We start from the raw sequence: 15,654 nt of genomic DNA on the forward strand, positions 1-15,654 counted from the left end.
CGACTATGCTCGTTGACCGGCAGTGTATCAATATCCAACCGGTGTTGCTCCGGCCTTCTTTACCCACTTTTGGTGATTCCCTTTGACGGATGTATCGCTGTTACAGATTCTTCTGGCCAACCTTGCCATTCTTGCCGGAGCCTGTCTGCAAGGCGTGGCCGGCTACGGCATTGGCACGCTGGCCGCGCCGTTGCTGTTTCTGATCAGCCCGGTATTAGTCCCCGGACCGTTGATCCTGAACGCCACTCTGCTCACTGTCTTCATGCTGATACGAAATCGTGGCGCGTTGCAGGTCCGGGAAGTGCGCTTTGCCATCGTTGGCGGCGTTGCCGGCGCAATTCTGGCAGCTCTGACACTGCTGGTCATCTCCACCAAAGGCTTCGAGCTGATCTTCGGTGTGCTCATTCTCGCTGGGGTAGCGCTCAGTATTGGTGGACTAAAACCTGCGCTGAACGCCCGGAACAGTGTAATGGCCGGAGCCGCCTCGACCTATATGGGCGCAATTACCGCGGTGGGTGGACCGCCGATCGCGTTGATCTACCAGAATGAAAAGGGGCCGCTGGTCAGGGCAAACATGTCCGCGTTCTTTTTGGCAGCCAGTGTCCTGAGCCTGTCAGGTCTGTTTGCCTCGGGCTACCTGGGCACCCGAGAGCTGTTCCTGTTCGCAGTTACCTTTCCCGGCGTCTTCCTGGGCTTCTGGCTCTCCGGCAAACTCGTCCATCGCATGCCCTTTGAAGGGCTTCGCCCGGTGATTCTGGCTATTGCAGCCATCGCCGGAACCGCCGCCCTCATTCGCGGCCTGCTCTCGCTTTAGGAATCTGCCCAGAGCCTTACCCGGAAGCGGTTCTTGCGCCACAGGAATGCCAGCCAGAGCGCGTGGGCATTGATCAGGAACGCGAGGATCCACTCGAACGCATCGTCCTTGCGGCTGTAGAATTCCGGGGCCACGCCATTCAGGATCACTGAGAGAATTCCGATGGCAAGGATCAACTGGCAAAGATTCAGCAGCCTCATGCCCGTGTGCTTCCACAATGGATGACTGCGCAATCCGGAACTGACCAGCAGCTCACAGATGAAGGTGAGCGAGAAATACAGAACCACGCCAATACGGCGGATCAGATTGAACCCGTCACCGGCATGGCCCAGCGCCAGGGTATAGGCACCGAGCGAGACACTGGCCACCAGGCCCAGCCACGGGACCCAGGCAACGCCGGTGGAATGAACGCCGAGCTGGCGCAGCCACCGCCCGTTTAGCCACCAGAACAGGATTCCCAGCAAGGCCGCCGGCAGCATAGTGCCCTTGAAAATGAAATAGGAAGTACCGTGGCGGCCGGTCCGACTGATGCTGGAGCAGCTGTCCCAGTATGGATTGCACAGCTCGACATGCCCTTCCAGTACCGAGACTGTAAAGGTCAGATGGATCGTTAACAGCGGGACAAGAGCCGCAGCCAGTGCGAGCCACCAGAGATGAAAGGAACGATGATCAGTCATTGGAAGAATCCCCCTGAGAGACTCCAGGCCCGGAAACACAACACCGGCAAAACCGGTCAGCAACGCATTGAATGAACATTATTTGACCAGATTTTGCAATCCGGTCCATCCTGTCGGCAGGTTTTTGCCTCAAGATAGTGCTCCAGGGATCAGGAATCAGAATATGAGCGCACCGCATCAGGAAATTGTTGAAAGCCAGATCGACGTCTCGGAACTTGCCATCGGCATGCACGTCATCCGTCTGGATCGCCCCTGGGAAGATACGGACTTTCTGATTCAGGGGTTTGTTATTCGTGATCAGGCAGAGATCGACGCACTGCGGGCACAGTGCGATTTCGTCTTCATTGAAGGCCGTATCGATGGGGCACCGCTGCCAAAGCATGAGAACGGCAACGGTCGGAAGTTTTCCGGCCTGATGGGACTGTTCCGCAGAAAACAGGCTCCCGAACCTGTCCAGGATACTCATAAACCGGTACCGCCCCGAAAGCGAGTCAGGTACATCAACAAGGTCGATGCCGGCCGGGAGATGGAAACCGCGGTCATACGCTTCGAAGAGGCTCAAAAAACCGCCAAATCCATTATGTCTGGCTTGAGGGTCGGGCGCACGCTGGACCTGAACAACGCCCGCACAGTGGTTAACCACTGCGTGGAGAGTGTACTCCGGAACGAGAACGCCCTGTTGTTGCTTACCAAGATCAAACACCAGGATGAGTACACCGCCGAGCACTGTATCAACGTGTCCATCCTGGCCGCCGCCTTTGGCAAGCACCTGGGCTTGCTTGAGGGAGAGATCCGCAATCTGGCCCTGTGTGGCCTGCTCCACGATGTTGGCAAGACCCGGATTCCCGATGAGATCCTCAACAAGCCGGGAGCGCTGACACCAAAAGAATTCGATGTCATGCGCCACCACACCACCCACGGGCGCACCATTCTGATGGGAACGAGCCATTCCCTGAACACCGCCGTGGATGTGGCGTTCAGCCATCACGAGAGGATGGATGGCTCCGGCTATCCCCGGGGCCTGAACGCCCAGCAGATTCCATACTTTGCCAAGATCATCGGCCTGGTAGATACCTACGACGCCATTACCAGTAACCGGGTCTACGACAAGGGCCGGGCCTCCATGCAGGCCCTGGAGATCATCCACAAGCACCGGGGTACCCAGTTCGATGAGGAACTGGCGGATGCCTTCATTCAGATGATTGGCGTATACCCGCCGGGCTCGATTGTTGAGATGGTCAATGGCGAGGTCGGTATCGTTGTGGAGAGCCGGCCAGAGCATAAACTGAAGCCCTCCGTTCTGCTGGTCAGAGAGGCCGATAAAAGCCTGATGACCCCCTATCGGACGGTCGACCTGAAGGTCAGCCCTGAGGATGCTTCCGGTGACATCTATCGCATCGCCCGGGAAGTCCCTGACGGAACCTACGACATCGTGCTTCAGGAGTTTGTCGATCAGGGGCTGATTGTCACAACGCCGAGCCGCAGCCCTGACGCCACATAAGTAGCCCTGACGCAACCTGAAAGGGACAGCCTGTTACTTTCTAACCCGGGATGCCCTGCTATACTGCTTGCCAAACAAACTCCGGCACAACAAGACATGGACTCCGGCATCCCCTTTATCACTATTCCCGACTCGCCGGCAGAAGCTGACCCCGAAGAGGTCATTCCCGCCGAGGGACTCAGGGCCATTCTCGACAATCTGGATGCCCTGGTTTACGTCTCTGACTTCGAGACGTATGAGCTCCTTTATATGAATGCCTACGGCCGGAGAATCTGGGGTTCGATCGATGGCAGAAAGTGCTGGGAAGTGCTTCAAAACAACAATAGCCCGTGCGACTTTTGCACCAATCACCTGCTGACAGATCATAAGGGCAACCCCTCGCCACCTCATGTCTGGGAGTTCCAGAACAGGCTTGACGGACACTGGTATCAGTGCCGGGACCAGGCAATTCCCTGGACCGATGGCCGACTGGTCCGCCTCGAAATTGCCACGGATATCACTCAGCGAAAGGAAATGGAGCTGGCTCTCAAAGAGGCCCATAAGAAGTCCCAGGCCGCCGCGCTTGAAGACGATCTGACTGGCCTGCATAACCGTCGGGCTTTCTTTGAACTGGGCAACCAGCTTTTAAAGCAGTGCCTGAGAAATCGTTCTGCCCTCGCGATCATCATGTTCGATCTGGACTATTTCAAGCAGATCAATGACAACCACGGTCACGACGCCGGCGATGAAGTGTTGCGGTACGTCGGACAGTTGCTAAAGAACAACGTTCGGGAAGCCGATATTGCAGCCCGCATAGGCGGGGAAGAGTTTGCGATAGTTCTTTCCGAAGCCGGCGTTAAACAGGCCGCAGACCTTGCAGAGCGCCTGCTGAAACTGATGGGCGAAACACCTGTTCGCTACGGTGATATCCAGATCAGGCCATCAGCCAGCTTCGGCATATCGATGCTGCGCCGCGAGGACCATCACCTCGATACACCACTTGCCCGGGCAGATAGAGCGATGTACGGCGCAAAGGCTCTCGGCAGAGGCCGGGTGAGCATCGATGCTTGAGCAACTCCGAGGCCAGTTAGCCGGGCCGTTTGGTAACTGCCATAGTCAACCGTGAAATACAGGTGGTTTTCCCTTCTTCGTTCTCAAGCAGAATTTCCCACACCTGAGTAGCACTACCAATGTGAATGGGCCTGGCCGTGCCATACACCCAGCCTTTGGTAACCGGACGGATGTGGTTGGCGTTGATATCCAGCCCAACCGCTACCGTTTCCGGATCTTTCAGACAGCAATTGGCCGCCATACTACCCAGCGTTTCCGCCAGCAGGACGGATGCGCCTCCGTGAAGGATGCCAAAAGGCTGAACCGTGCGTTCATCAACGGGCATGCGACCTTTCACATAGTCGTCACCAATCTCAAGGTACTCGATACCCATGTAGCTAACCGCCGTGTTTTCACTGGCTTTGGCAAGGTGTTCAAGGTTCGGGGTGCTGGTCCAGATTGCCATAGAGAAACTGCTCTCGTTGTTGTTTGAAACAGGAAAAAACAGGACCCCAGTTTATACAGATAGGATGCGAACTACCAAGCCCTTCTTTGGAGCCGATCACGGGGGCCTCAGCCAATCTCTTAACCCGCTCCCGTATAGATCGCCTTGAACTGCCGGACCAACTCATCCACGCGGCCCGAATCAACGAGCTCATAAAGGCGCTCGGCAATGCGCTCTCTCAACTCAAAGGAATTGCAGGGCGAGGCCTTGGCAAAGGTAAAAAACAGACCCTCGCGGCTCACCGGGGTTTGCAGGGGAACGAATTCGTCAGCAATGCCCATGTATTCAAGTTTCACCTCGCCCTGCAAGACTTCGTAGAGGACATAATCAACCCGGCCTACCCTGGCCATCTGGAAGGATTGCTCAATCGACCTGACACCTTCGATACGAAGGTTCTGTTCTGCATACCGGTCAAAGTTCTGACCAAAGCTGTTATTGATCAGGGTACTGCCGCGCTTGCCCGCCAGATCCGGCCAATGGCGATAGACAAACTCCCGGCCTTTGGGTACCCAGACAGCGGTCGGCAGGTGGGTAATCGGAGGCAGCAGATAATCCATGTACCCAATACGCTCGGAGGTGATGAATGCACCCGCAACCATGTCGATTTCACCCTGGCGAGCCAGGTGTTGAACCCTGGCCCATGAACCGATGTCCCTCACTTCCACGTTCACACCGAGGGGCTCGGTGATTTCCCTGAGCAAAGCGGGCACTGCACCAACCAGAGAGCCCGGGTGTTGTTCATCCCGCCAGAGCAGGGGCGGATATTCCGGATTACCACTGACGGTAAGCGTATTGCATGGGGTTTCAGGCTCAGCGTTGGCCGGCACCAGAAACAGCACGGCAACCAAAAAGACAAGTGACTTACCAACGACAGAAGAAAATAACTTATTCAACTCTGACAAGACCCTCTTTTTGCCAGCCAAGACGGCCGACCTCAACAATCTGGCGACGGATTCCCGGCACCGGCCGAATCATGAAAAGATCGCCGTTCCGGCCCACCATGGCTCGGGGCACACCAGTTGCTTTCGCTATGTCAGCATGCGTTTCCATGTGTTCAGCCTCACCATGTACCGGAATGGCAATGGCAGGCCTGACCCATCTGTACATTAACTCCAGTTCTTCCTGCGCGGGATGACCTGAAGCATGTATCGGCAAATCAGCGTCCTCGGCGGCGATAACCCGGACCCCCAACGCTTTCAGCCTGTCCATCAGTGCCTCGATGGCTTCTTCGTTCCCCGGAATTGCACGGGCGCTGAAGATCACCGTATCGCCTGCCTCAAGCTCAAGATCCGGATGGGTACCGGCCGACAGTCTGCGCAGGGCGGTTCTCGGCTCGCCCTGGCTGCCGGTTGCCACGGCCAGGACTTCATTCCGGGGCAAGTAGCCAAGATGAGCGGGATTAATCAGCTGGTCAGATGAATCCCACAGGCCGGCGGCCCTGGCTGCGCCACTCATATTGATCAGCGATCGGCCCAGCAGCCCCATGTATCGCCCGGTTTCCCGCGCAATCGAGGCGAGCGTGTGCAGGCGGGCTATATTGCTGCCGAAGCAGCTAACCACCACACGGCCCTCGGCGGAACGGATAGCCTGCATTAATCCTTCACGCAAGGCCGCCTCAGACACCGAGTGACCCGAGACCGTGGCGTTGGTGGAGTCACACACCATGGCGTTCACACCCTCTTCCGCCAGGTCGGTAAAGGTTTTTGGCGAATAGCCATGGCCTACCAGCGGCTGCTCATCCAGCTTCCAGTCGCCGCTGTGGAAGATGTTGCCCGCGGCGGTGCGAATCATCAGGGCGTTGGGATCAGGAATGGAGTGGGTCAGCGCCAGCCATTGCACACTGAACGGCCCGATCTGTTTGCTCTGGCCTGTCTCCACCTCAATGATCGGAACCCGGTGCAGCAGATCGAACTCCGCCAGCTTTCGACGCAGAATTTCGGCGGTGAACCGGCTGGTGTATATCGGACACTGCAGCAGCGGCCAGAGATAGGGTACAGCGCCAACGTGATCTTCATGGGCATGAGTAATAACCAGACCCGCCAGGCGGTCACGGCGGTCGGCGATGAACGCAGGATCCGCCATTTGTACCGGCGGCTCACCCCGGTGGTGCTCGGTGCCATCGGCAGCAATGCGGCCAGGCTTCGGAAAGGTAACGCCGCAATCCACCATCAACCAGGCACCATCGTGGCCGTAAAGGTTGAGGTTCATACCAATTTCGCCAGTACCACCCAGCGGTAAAAACCAGAGATCGGGCTGTTCGGGGATCATTCAGCGACTCGGTCCAGATACTTCAACACCAGGTCCTCGTGTATTCCTTCCATTTCAATCAGTTTCAATGCCGCCCGGATATCATCAGCGTACTGCAGCACAGGCGAGTTTTTCGCTACGGCAATGTAAGACCGCTCGCCGGGCACAAAGAACGGTGAAACCTCAACATCCAGCCCCAGTTTCTCAATCGTGTACAAACCGACCAGTTCTGGCGCAATCACCACATCCACCCGGCCCTTCTGCATCATCAGCATCAGGTTTTCATATCGAGGCGCCGGCTCTTTGAGCAGTTTCTCATCATCATCGAACCTCGAGAAATACGTAGCACCTTCCAACACACCAATGGCCCTGCCATAAAGATCCGCGTAGCGCTCAATGCGGTGCTCTTTGTTCAGGTAAAAGAATAATCGTCGTTCCGGAGGAAACGCCGGCGCCACGAACTCCATCAGCTCGGCCCGCTCCTCTGTCTCGAGAGGCCCCAGCATGACATCCACCTCACCCTGCTGAACCATTCTCAACACCCGGCGGAAAGGCGCCTCCCGGTAATGCACGTTCCAGCCCAGCCGCTCGGCAATTTCCTCGAAGATATCCACGTAGAGGCCGGTTCGTTCCCCACCCTGGATAATCCTGTACGGGGGCGCGTGGTTGGCTCCCACGGTAACGGTCAGCGCTTCCACGGTCTCTGTGCCCTGCTGGGCACCAACCGGAAACACCAACGCCATCAGAAGGGCGGCTGTAAGCACTCGCATTCCTGTCGTCCTTGCCTGTGAGCTTTTCAGTTTTTTATACAGTCTGGTCACCTGTCTTCAGTATAGACGGTTCAAGATCCGGGAACGTCGGATTTACGTACTCACGGTTGAATTCAACCACCCATGGCACAAGGTCAGGTAACAGGCCAATCCAGCAGTCACTGACCGAACCGTTTAAAAAGTCATCAACAAACGATTTAAACAGTGCCATTCATTCGTCAACAGAAAGGACGGACACCATGAAGATTTTGATGGTTCTTACCTCCCATGACCAGATGGGCGACACCGGCCATAAGACCGGTTTCTGGCTCGAAGAGTTCACCGCACCCTACTATGTTTTCCGGGATGCCGGTGCAGACATCACGATAGCCTCACCAAAAGGTGGCCAACCGCCGGTAGACCCCAACAGCGAGGCGGAAGAGGCACTCACTGAAACCACCCGTCGTTTCCAAGAGGATGCCCACGCCAAGGAATCCCTTGCCAGCACCAAGAAGCTGGGCGATGTGGATATGAACGAATACGACGCGATTTTCTATCCGGGTGGTCACGGTCCGCTGTGGGACCTCGTCAACGACGACAAGTCCATTGCACTGATCAAGACCGCCTACGAGCAGGACAAGGTAATCGGTGCAGTCTGCCATGCGCCTGCTGTGTTCAAGAATGTGGAAGTGAAGCCGGGCCAGAACATCGTTGGCGGCCGGGAAGTTACGGGCTTCACCAACAGCGAGGAAGAAGCGGTAGGCCTGAGCGGTGTGGTGCCCTTCCTGCTGGAAGATATGCTGAAGGAAAACACTGCCACCTACACACGCGGCGACGACTGGGCACCCCATATTGTGGTGGACGGCAAGCTGATTACCGGGCAGAACCCGGCCTCTTCCGAAGGTGCGGCCAAGGCCGTCGTGCAGGCACTGCAAGACGCCTGATTCGAGAAAAATGGTTTAATAAACCCGGGGTCAGATGAATTTTTCATCTGCCCCCTTTTCGTCCGACCCCACTGTCACGCGACTTCCCCCGCATGACTGATCAGTTCGCCGGGCGCGCCCTTCTCCAGCAACTCCCGGATATGGTCCGGTATTGTCACCTTCCCCATCACTGAAGGCTGAATCACTACGTAGGTAACATCAGCATCAGCGATAAACGCCTCATCGCCGTACCGAAAGAACTCCAGATGCAGTGTGAACGAGGTATTGCCGATTCTTCCCGCCCGAATGCGCGCCTCCAGCACATCATCGAATTTTGCCGGGGCTTTCCAGTTCACGGTGAGACTCACTACCTGAATATCCAGGTCCTGATCCAGCAGATGCTGGTAATCACCAAACAGCGTGCGGATGTACTCGTTTACTGAAATATCAACGAAATCCGCATAACGGGCGTTGAATACCACCCCCTGGGCGTCGCACTCGCCATAGCGAACCCGGAAGCGAAAGCGGAAAGGCGTATCACCAGCCATGAAGCGCTCCGATTAAAGTTCAGTTACTGTCGCCAACAGCTTCTCATATCTGTGCTAACGTTTTGAGGAATATCTCAAAAAAGCTGGCCATCGCTATGAGCAACCCCAAGCACACCCTTTTCTGGATGACGCTGTTCCTCGGCGTGGTCGTCATCGTCGGCGCCCTGATCCACAAGCCCCTGATTTCGGCCTTTATGGCCAACTGGGTTTTCAATCTGCTGATTCTCGGGGTTCTGATCATCGGCATTGGACTCACTTACCGGCAGGTATTCGTGCTGTTTCCGGAACTGAAGTGGATCGCCCAGTTCAGAACCGGCCACGCCGGGCTTTCCGTGGTTCAGGAACCCAAGTTGCTGAAGCCGCTGGCAAGACAGCTCGGCGAGGATGCCACAAAGGACCGCTTCACGCTCTCTACCCTGTCCCTGAGAACCGTACTCGACGGCATTCACTCACGCATGGATGAACAGCGGGAAATCACCCGGTATTTCATCAGCCTGCTGGTATTCCTGGGGCTGCTCGGCACATTCTGGGGCCTATTGGGCACCATAAACTCCGTCGGCCAGGTGATTACCGGCCTGGACATGAGCCAGGAAGACTTCGGCAAGGTGTTTGCGGAGCTGCAGGAAGGTTTGCTTACCCCCCTGGAGGGCATGGGCACGGCCTTCAGCTCCTCTCTGCTGGGCCTTGGCGGTTCGCTGATCCTCGGTTTCCTCGACATCCAGGCCGGTCATGCCCAGAACCGTTTCTACGACGGCCTTGAAGAGTGGCTAACCGGTGTAACCAACCTTGTCGACCGGGTCGATAGCGAGAAAGACCTGTCATGATCGGTTCCAGGCGTCGAAGCCGAAGCACCACCAACGTCTGGCCGGGGTACGTGGATGCCCTCTCCGCCTTGCTGATGCTGGTGATCTTCATGCTGCTGGTGTACGTGGTCAGCCAGCTTTATCTATCCCAGACACTGTCTGACCGGGATACCCAGCTCGCCCGTCTGAATGCCCAACTGAACGAACTTTCGGAGCTGCTGGGCCTGGAAGAGAGCCGAAACGAGGCGCTGGAAGACCAGTTGACCAGCGTCCAGGACCGGAACGACAGCCTGGTCGGCCAGCTTGAATCCACCCGAGAGCAGCTGATGCGGCAAACCGCCATGGCCGATGCCCAGTCGGAGCGGCTGGCCAGCATGGAAGAATCCATTGACGAGAAAGACGAGGTATCCGCCAGCCAGCAGGCCATGATCCTGAGGCTGTCCAACCAGATTGCTTCATTGCGGGAGCAGCTCAGGCAGATTGCCTCGGCGCTGGAGCTTCAGGAGGAGATGACAGCTGAGAAAGAGCAGGAACTGGAGCAGGTCAGCCGAAGGTTGAACACGCTGCTGGCCGAGCGGGTCAGCCAGCTGGAACAGTACCAGTCTGAGTTCTTCGCCCGGCTGCGGGATATTCTTGCCGGTAACGAGAACGTCCGGATTGTCGGCGACCGCTTCCTGCTGCCCTCGGAACTGCTGTTTGCCTCCGCCTCGGCGCAACTGGGCGAGGAAGGCCGACAAGAGCTGGACAAGCTTGCTGATTTGCTGCTGGATGTTTCTGCCAGGATCCCGGACGACGTGGACTGGATCCTGAGGATTGATGGCCATACCGACGTCCTGCCCATCAATACCGAGAGATTCCCCTCCAACTGGGAGCTCTCAACGGCTCGCGCGGTTGCTGTGGTTCGCTACCTGGCTGACCAGGGGGTTCCGGAACGGCGCATGGCAGCTGCCGGCTTCGGTGAGTTTTTCCCGGTAGCGGAAGGTACCTCGCCGGACGCGTTGCAGAGAAACCGGCGGATTGAGCTGAAACTTACGGATCGCTAACTCTGCGAGTGGGTCAGCAGGGCGTTCACCGTCATGGTGTAAGGAGCTTCAACGCCCAGGCGCTCGCAGCGTCTCAACACCGCACCAGCGATGCTGTCGAGTTCAAGGGGCCGGCCTTTTTCCTTATCGACCAGCATGGACGTCTTGATGGCGTTGAAGTTGCTGATCAGATCGAACATCTCGGCCAGGTCTTCCGGCCCAAGGTTAACGTTGTCGGCCTTCGATGCTGCTACGGTTTCCGCCATCATTCCGTAGACAATCTTCTGGAATTCGGGGTGGTGAGTGAGGCTCCGGGTATCAAGGCCGGTCAGGGCCGAGAGCGGGTTCACGCCATTGTTGATCACCAGCTTGCGCCAGAGCTCGTAACGGATGTTGTCGGAGACGGTTGTTGGAATACCGGCTGCGGTATAAGCCCTTTCCAGCTGCCCAAGCAGGAAAATCCGGGGATCATCGGGCCGTTGCCTGGGCCATGCGCCCATGACAATCTGGGCCACGCCTTCGGCGAATACTTTCCCGGGATCCGTAATATGGCCCCCAATCCGGACAGCAAGGCCGCCCAACACCCTGTTCTCGCCAACTATCTCTGCAATAGTGGGCTCGTTATCGACACCATTCTGGATCGACAGTATCGGAACACTGGCATCTTTCAGCCAATTGGAGAGTTCGTTCATTACCGCTCTAGTCGCCGTTGACTTCAAAGCGATAACAATCAAATCAAATGTGTCGGCTTCATAGCGCTGAATCAGCTCGCTATGGGAAAAGGCCGGTAGGCTCTCGCGCAGAATCTCGCCTTCATAGTCAACCGTCAGGCCATTGGCTCTCAGGGCCTGCAGGTGATCACCACGCGCGGTCAGGACTAGTTCGTGTCCCGCACGGGCCAATCTTGCCGCGTAATACCCACCGATACCACCGGCACCAATCATTAGAAGCTTTAGAGCCGCCAAGGGAACCTCATCACTCAGAAAGCGCCATCCAAAATTTAACTACCAGGTGCAACAGATACGCCTCTAGTCAGCAGGAGATAGACCCACTGTTTCAGGACCTGTGCCCAGGCAACGTTCAACAGCCTGGCCGACAGCCAACGTTGCCTCGGTGATTGTTGTCACCGCATCCAACCGAATCCGGATAACATGTGGCCAACACTATTCATACCACTGCTGAACATCCGTTGTGGAAACTTGCATCCTCCAAGTGTAAACGCTGCGGTAAGTAGGCACACGGTTGGATCTTCCAGCTTGGGGTTACGCTGGTTCTCAAGCGACTCGCCCTTGAATGATATTGCGGCACCCCACTGCTGGTCCTGCACCCAGCCACTGATCATTTCGCGCAGATGCCGATCGTTCGGCGAGATTTCACTACCAGCCTTGTCATCTAGACAGATAACAAGGACCCCTTGTTCACGCATGGTTTCCAGACATTGCCCGACACGACGATAATCTGACTCACTCATTCCTGTGTTCAGGCGCAGCTCAAAGAGATCCTCCGGGTCCTCGGAAAGCAACGCTCGAAGCAGATTCTCTCGGGCTTCTGAATTTTTCGTTTGAATACCCGGCGTAAAACCTCTGGAACTGAGCAGGGAAAAGATGCGCTCCGAACGATCGGTTTTGCCCTTAAGGTGGGTAATCAGAGGCGCCTGAAGGCTTGTGTCCGTGCTTATGAGTAAAACACTTCTGACCCTCTCTCCCCAGATCATCCGCGCAGGGCCGGAACCAGCCTGTTGCCGGGACTCCAGGCTTCGGGCATTACAAGAGACAAATAATACCGGCAGCTTGTCCACGATTTCCTCCTAAACCGGCCAGCTCAGAAGCTGCGGCTCATCGCCCCAGCTTCTTTGCAGATTGGCCACCGATACCGAAATGCTGTTTCGGCATTTCCGTGATAATAATCCGTACACTTTCCACCGGCGCTCCGAGGGAGCGGCAAATGGCGTCGGTAACCTCCCTGATGAGCGCTTCCTTTTGCTCATCAGATCGGCCCTCCAGAATATTAATCTGGGCAACAGGCATAAAAACTCCTTATTCGAATCGAGCGGATACCGTACCCAGCCCCTGGTAACGAACCGTGATGTTGTCACCGGGCTCAACAGTAATCGCGGCGGTAATGCCACCGGTCATGATGAAGGTACCAGCCGGAATGTGTTCGCCACGCTCGGCCAGCAGATTGGCTAGCATGGCAACGCTGGAGGCCGGATGGCCCAGCACCGCAGCACCCGCACCTACGTCCACCACTTCACCGTTCTTCTCGACCACCACGCCCAGGGTTTTGAGATCGACGTCCGCAACATCGGCCATCTGACCACCGGTGATAAAGCGCGTGGACGAAGCGTTGTCTGCCACCACACTCACCAGGTCAAACTTGAAGTTCTCGTAACGAGAGTCGATTACCTCCACCGCGGGAATCACAAAATCTGTTGCTGCCAGTACCTGACCAATGTGACAACCCGGTCCTTTTAGCGGCTCCTTGGTGACAAAGGCAATCTCTGCCTCGATTTTCGGGTGGATCAGTTCCTTGGTGTTGACCACACCACCGTCAGGGACGCTGAAGTAATCGGCCAGGAAGCCATAGATCGGCGTTTCCACTCCCATCTGCGCCATTTTGGCCCAAGAGGTGAGTCCCATTTTCATACCAACTACCTTGTTGCCACGGGCTTCCTTCCTACGGCGGATCTCCCACTGCACATCGTAGGCATCCTCGAAGGTCATATCCGGAAAGTCGTTGGTCACCTTAGTGATGTCATGGGCCTGAAGTTCGGCGTTTTCCACGTGTTCCGCCAGGGCCAGGACCTGTTCACGGCTCAATGTCTTGCTCATGCGTTCCGCTCCTTCTGTGCCGCCAGCAGATCCAGCGCCACATCCACAATCATGTCCTCTTGGCCACCCACCATGCGGCGTTTGCCCAGTTCAACGAGAATATCCACAGTCTTCAGGCCGTACTTCTGCGCCGCCACTTCGGAATGGCGCAGGAAGCTGGAGTAGACACCGGCATAACCAAGCGCCAAGGTTTCGCGGTCTACTCGAACCGGGCGGTCCTGCAGCGGCCGTACAATGTCATCAGCGGCATCCATCAGCGCGTAGACGTCGGTGCCGTGCTCCCAGCCCATCTTGTCGAAGGCTGCAATACACACTTCCAGAGGCGCGTTACCAGCGCCCGCGCCCATGCCGGACAGGGAGGCATCAACCCGGTCACAGCCCTCTTCCACCGCCACGATGGAGTTGGCGACGCCCAGGGCGAGGTTGTGGTGGGCATGGATGCCGGTCTGGGTTTCCGGCTTGAGTACGTCCTTGAGTGCCCGGAAGCGGTCGCGGATGTCGTTCATGTTCATGGCGCCGCCAGAGTCGACCACGTACAGGCAGGTAGCGCCGTAGTCTTCCATCAGCTTGGCCTGCTCAGCCAGGCCCTGCGGGGTCTGCATGTGGCTCATCATCAGGAAGCCGACGGTGTCCATGCCCAGTTTGCGGGCGTGTTCGATGTGCTGTTTAGACACATCGGCTTCGGTGCAGTGTGTGGCCACACGGACGATGCGGGCTCCGGCGTTGTAGGCGTTGTCCAAGTCATGGACGGTACCGATGCCGGGCAGCAGCAGGGTGGCGATTTTCGAGTGGGTGACCACCTCCGAGACCGCCTCGATCCACTCCAGGTCAGTGTGGGCGCCGAAGCCGTAGTTGAAGCTGGAGCCCTGAAGGCCGTCGCCGTGAGCGACTTCAATACTGTCGACTTTTGCTTTATCCAGTGCCCGTGCAATGTCCTGCACGTTCTTGATGGAGTACTGGTGGCGGATGGCATGGCTGCCGTCCCGCAGGGTCACGTCGGAGATGTAGAGTTTCTTGCCGAGATTGAATGTCATGGGAATATCCTCCTCAGTTGACCAGCGATTCGGCGATGCGCTCGGCGGTGCCCAGCGCCGCGGAGGTCATGATGTCCAGGTTTCCGGCGTAGGCCGGCAGGTAATGGGCGGCACCTTCCACTTCCAAGAAGATGGAGGTCTTCAGGCCACTGAAGCGGCCCAGGCCCGGGACGTTCATGGGCTGGTCTTCGGGAATCACATCAAACTGCACTTTCTGCTTGAGGCGATAGCCGGGCACGTAGCTGTTCACCGCCTTTACCATTTCCTCGACGGAGGCTTCCACTTCCGCCTGATCGGCGGCATCGGAGAGCACGTACACCGTGTCCCGCATCAGCAGCGGCGGCTCGGCCGGGTTGAGGATGATGATGGCCTTGCCCTTCTGGGCGCCGCCGACCACTTCAATGGCCTTGGAGGTGGTCTCGGTGAATTCATCGATGTTGGCGCGGGTACCGGGGCCGGCGGATTTACTGGAAATGGATGCCACGATTTCCGCGTAATGAGCCTTGGCGACGCGGGAGACCGCTGCGACCATCGGAATGGTAGCCTGGCCACCGCAAGTGACCATGTTCACGTTGCCTTCCTGAAGGTTCTGCTCCAGGTTCACCACTGGCACACAGTAGGGGCCTATCGCAGCGGGGGTCAGGTCGACAATCTTGATGTTTTCCTTATGGCCCCGCAGGAACACCTCGTTGTGCATGTGAGCCTTGGCGGAGGTGGCATCAAAAACGATGTCGATGTCGGCGAATTCCGGCATTTTCACCAAGCCATCTACGCCTTCGTGGGTGGTCGCCACGCCCATTCGCTGGGCGCGGGCCAGGCCGTCCGATTCCGGATCGATACCGACCATCACACCCATCTCGATGTGTTTGCCGTTGCGCAGAATCTTGATCATCAGGTCGGTGCCGATGTTGCCCGAGCCAATGATCGCTGCTTTGATTTTCTTGCTCATAGCCTGTTCCTCATTGTTCTTG

General features: G+C 57.0%; 18 protein-coding genes. 6 read left to right on the forward strand and 12 right to left on the reverse strand.

The window, feature by feature from the left end; genetic code table 11:
- Nucleotides 1-82 precede the first annotated feature (82 nt).
- Entirely contained in the window at nt 83-814 is a 732-nt protein-coding gene (locus tag KEHDKFFH_RS12800) for a sulfite exporter TauE/SafE family protein (protein WP_104322282.1), read from the forward strand.
- Here the strand turns inward: KEHDKFFH_RS12800 and KEHDKFFH_RS12805 are convergent.
- Nucleotides 811-1,491, reverse strand: a complete 681-nt coding sequence (locus KEHDKFFH_RS12805; RefSeq protein ID WP_104322283.1) for a hypothetical protein — start codon at nt 1,489-1,491, stop codon at nt 811-813. The two genes, KEHDKFFH_RS12800 and KEHDKFFH_RS12805, sit on opposite strands and share 4 nt — an antisense overlap.
- A gap of 163 nt (nt 1,492-1,654) precedes the next feature.
- Here KEHDKFFH_RS12805 and KEHDKFFH_RS12810 point away from each other — a divergent pair, with 163 nt between their 5' ends.
- Both KEHDKFFH_RS12810 and KEHDKFFH_RS12815 read left to right on the forward strand, forming a co-directional pair.
- Nucleotides 1,655-2,992 (forward strand): cyclic di-GMP phosphodiesterase, encoded by a 1,338-nt coding sequence (locus tag KEHDKFFH_RS12810; RefSeq protein WP_104322284.1) that lies wholly within the window; start codon nt 1,655-1,657, stop codon nt 2,990-2,992.
- A gap of 96 nt (nt 2,993-3,088) precedes the next feature.
- Entirely contained in the window at nt 3,089-4,042 is a 954-nt protein-coding gene (locus KEHDKFFH_RS12815; protein ID WP_104322285.1) for a sensor domain-containing diguanylate cyclase, read from the forward strand.
- 16 nt (nt 4,043-4,058) lie between these two features.
- Here the strand turns inward: KEHDKFFH_RS12815 and KEHDKFFH_RS12820 are convergent, their stop codons facing one another.
- From KEHDKFFH_RS12820 to KEHDKFFH_RS12835, 4 genes are all read right to left on the reverse strand, one after another.
- Nucleotides 4,059-4,487 (reverse strand): hotdog fold thioesterase, encoded by a 429-nt coding sequence (locus KEHDKFFH_RS12820; RefSeq protein ID WP_104322286.1) that lies wholly within the window; start codon nt 4,485-4,487, stop codon nt 4,059-4,061.
- A 119-nt stretch (nt 4,488-4,606) separates the two neighbouring features.
- Nucleotides 4,607-5,419, reverse strand: coding sequence for a substrate-binding periplasmic protein (locus tag KEHDKFFH_RS12825; protein ID WP_241956497.1), 813 nt, complete (start codon nt 5,417-5,419; stop codon nt 4,607-4,609).
- Nucleotides 5,412-6,794, reverse strand: coding sequence for a ribonuclease J (locus KEHDKFFH_RS12830; protein ID WP_104322287.1), 1,383 nt, complete (start codon nt 6,792-6,794; stop codon nt 5,412-5,414). The genes KEHDKFFH_RS12825 and KEHDKFFH_RS12830 overlap by 8 nt, the downstream gene beginning before the upstream one ends.
- Complete coding sequence (locus KEHDKFFH_RS12835) at nt 6,791-7,543, reverse strand: substrate-binding periplasmic protein (RefSeq protein ID WP_104322288.1); 753 nt, start codon at nt 7,541-7,543, stop codon at nt 6,791-6,793. Before KEHDKFFH_RS12835 ends, KEHDKFFH_RS12830 begins: the two co-directional genes overlap by 4 nt.
- 239 nt (nt 7,544-7,782) lie before the next feature.
- On the opposite strand from KEHDKFFH_RS12835, the gene KEHDKFFH_RS12840 reads away from it, so the two are divergent.
- Nucleotides 7,783-8,466 carry a type 1 glutamine amidotransferase domain-containing protein gene (locus KEHDKFFH_RS12840; RefSeq protein ID WP_104322289.1) on the forward strand — a complete coding sequence of 228 codons (684 nt, stop codon included), beginning with the start codon at nt 7,783-7,785 and terminating at the stop codon, nt 8,464-8,466.
- A 74-nt stretch (nt 8,467-8,540) separates the two neighbouring features.
- Here KEHDKFFH_RS12840 and KEHDKFFH_RS12845 read toward each other — a convergent pair whose 3' ends face one another.
- Nucleotides 8,541-8,993 carry an acyl-CoA thioesterase gene (locus KEHDKFFH_RS12845; protein WP_104322290.1) on the reverse strand — a complete coding sequence of 151 codons (453 nt, stop codon included), beginning with the start codon at nt 8,991-8,993 and terminating at the stop codon, nt 8,541-8,543.
- Nucleotides 8,994-9,088: 95 nt separating this feature from the next.
- On the opposite strand from KEHDKFFH_RS12845, the gene KEHDKFFH_RS12850 reads away from it, so the two are divergent.
- A complete protein-coding gene (locus tag KEHDKFFH_RS12850; RefSeq protein ID WP_104322291.1) occupies nt 9,089-9,817 on the forward strand; it encodes a MotA/TolQ/ExbB proton channel family protein in 729 nt (242 codons plus the stop codon).
- Nucleotides 9,814-10,839, forward strand: coding sequence for a peptidoglycan -binding protein (locus KEHDKFFH_RS12855; RefSeq protein WP_104322292.1), 1,026 nt, complete (start codon nt 9,814-9,816; stop codon nt 10,837-10,839). Before KEHDKFFH_RS12850 ends, KEHDKFFH_RS12855 begins: the two co-directional genes overlap by 4 nt.
- Here KEHDKFFH_RS12855 and KEHDKFFH_RS12860 read toward each other — a convergent pair.
- The 6 genes from KEHDKFFH_RS12860 to KEHDKFFH_RS12885 all read right to left on the reverse strand — a co-directional run bounded on the left by KEHDKFFH_RS12860 (nt 10,836) and on the right by KEHDKFFH_RS12885 (nt 15,632).
- On the reverse strand, nt 10,836-11,783 hold the full coding sequence (locus KEHDKFFH_RS12860; protein ID WP_241956498.1) for a ketopantoate reductase family protein: 948 nt from the start codon (nt 11,781-11,783) through the stop codon (nt 10,836-10,838). The genes KEHDKFFH_RS12855 and KEHDKFFH_RS12860 overlap by 4 nt on opposite strands.
- 158 nt (nt 11,784-11,941) lie before the next feature.
- Nucleotides 11,942-12,616: a hypothetical protein gene (locus tag KEHDKFFH_RS12865; protein WP_146084208.1), complete on the reverse strand. Its 675-nt coding sequence runs from the start codon at nt 12,614-12,616 to the stop codon at nt 11,942-11,944.
- 37 nt (nt 12,617-12,653) lie between these two features.
- Nucleotides 12,654-12,845, reverse strand: coding sequence for a 2-hydroxymuconate tautomerase (locus tag KEHDKFFH_RS12870; protein WP_104322295.1), 192 nt, complete (start codon nt 12,843-12,845; stop codon nt 12,654-12,656).
- Between the two features lie 9 nt (nt 12,846-12,854).
- Nucleotides 12,855-13,649: a 2-oxo-3-hexenedioate decarboxylase gene (dmpH, locus tag KEHDKFFH_RS12875; protein WP_069182675.1), complete on the reverse strand. Its 795-nt coding sequence runs from the start codon at nt 13,647-13,649 to the stop codon at nt 12,855-12,857.
- Nucleotides 13,646-14,683, reverse strand: a complete 1,038-nt coding sequence (gene dmpG, locus KEHDKFFH_RS12880) for a 4-hydroxy-2-oxovalerate aldolase (protein ID WP_104322296.1) — start codon at nt 14,681-14,683, stop codon at nt 13,646-13,648. Before dmpG ends, dmpH begins: the two co-directional genes overlap by 4 nt.
- A gap of 13 nt (nt 14,684-14,696) precedes the next feature.
- Nucleotides 14,697-15,632 (reverse strand): acetaldehyde dehydrogenase (acetylating), encoded by a 936-nt coding sequence (locus KEHDKFFH_RS12885; RefSeq protein WP_104322365.1) that lies wholly within the window; start codon nt 15,630-15,632, stop codon nt 14,697-14,699.
- Nucleotides 15,633-15,654: the final 22 nt, after the last annotated feature.

The organism is Marinobacter maroccanus (assembly GCF_002933275.1).
In the GTDB taxonomy this organism is placed as follows: domain Bacteria; phylum Pseudomonadota; class Gammaproteobacteria; order Pseudomonadales; family Oleiphilaceae; genus Marinobacter; species Marinobacter maroccanus.

What these genes read in the sequence shown, in the direction of transcription:
- KEHDKFFH_RS12805 (WP_104322283.1), bottom strand. Translation starts at nt 1,491, where the DNA reads ATGACTGATCATCGTTCCTTTCATCTCTGGTGGCTCGCACTGGCTGCG.
- KEHDKFFH_RS12810 (WP_104322284.1), top strand. Translation starts at nt 1,655, where the DNA reads ATGAGCGCACCGCATCAGGAAATTGTTGAAAGCCAGATCGACGTCTCG.
- KEHDKFFH_RS12815 (WP_104322285.1), top strand. Translation starts at nt 3,089, where the DNA reads ATGGACTCCGGCATCCCCTTTATCACTATTCCCGACTCGCCGGCAGAA.
- KEHDKFFH_RS12820 (WP_104322286.1), bottom strand. Translation starts at nt 4,487, where the DNA reads ATGGCAATCTGGACCAGCACCCCGAACCTTGAACACCTTGCCAAAGCC.
- KEHDKFFH_RS12830 (WP_104322287.1), bottom strand. Translation starts at nt 6,794, where the DNA reads ATGATCCCCGAACAGCCCGATCTCTGGTTTTTACCGCTGGGTGGTACT.
- KEHDKFFH_RS12835 (WP_104322288.1), bottom strand. Translation starts at nt 7,543, where the DNA reads ATGCGAGTGCTTACAGCCGCCCTTCTGATGGCGTTGGTGTTTCCGGTT.
- KEHDKFFH_RS12840 (WP_104322289.1), top strand. Translation starts at nt 7,783, where the DNA reads ATGAAGATTTTGATGGTTCTTACCTCCCATGACCAGATGGGCGACACC.
- KEHDKFFH_RS12845 (WP_104322290.1), bottom strand. Translation starts at nt 8,993, where the DNA reads ATGGCTGGTGATACGCCTTTCCGCTTTCGCTTCCGGGTTCGCTATGGC.
- KEHDKFFH_RS12850 (WP_104322291.1), top strand. Translation starts at nt 9,089, where the DNA reads ATGAGCAACCCCAAGCACACCCTTTTCTGGATGACGCTGTTCCTCGGC.
- KEHDKFFH_RS12855 (WP_104322292.1), top strand. Translation starts at nt 9,814, where the DNA reads ATGATCGGTTCCAGGCGTCGAAGCCGAAGCACCACCAACGTCTGGCCG.
- KEHDKFFH_RS12870 (WP_104322295.1), bottom strand. Translation starts at nt 12,845, where the DNA reads ATGCCTGTTGCCCAGATTAATATTCTGGAGGGCCGATCTGATGAGCAA.
- dmpH (WP_069182675.1), bottom strand. Translation starts at nt 13,649, where the DNA reads ATGAGCAAGACATTGAGCCGTGAACAGGTCCTGGCCCTGGCGGAACAC.
- dmpG (WP_104322296.1), bottom strand. Translation starts at nt 14,683, where the DNA reads ATGACATTCAATCTCGGCAAGAAACTCTACATCTCCGACGTGACCCTG.
- KEHDKFFH_RS12885 (WP_104322365.1), bottom strand. Translation starts at nt 15,632, where the DNA reads ATGAGCAAGAAAATCAAAGCAGCGATCATTGGCTCGGGCAACATCGGC.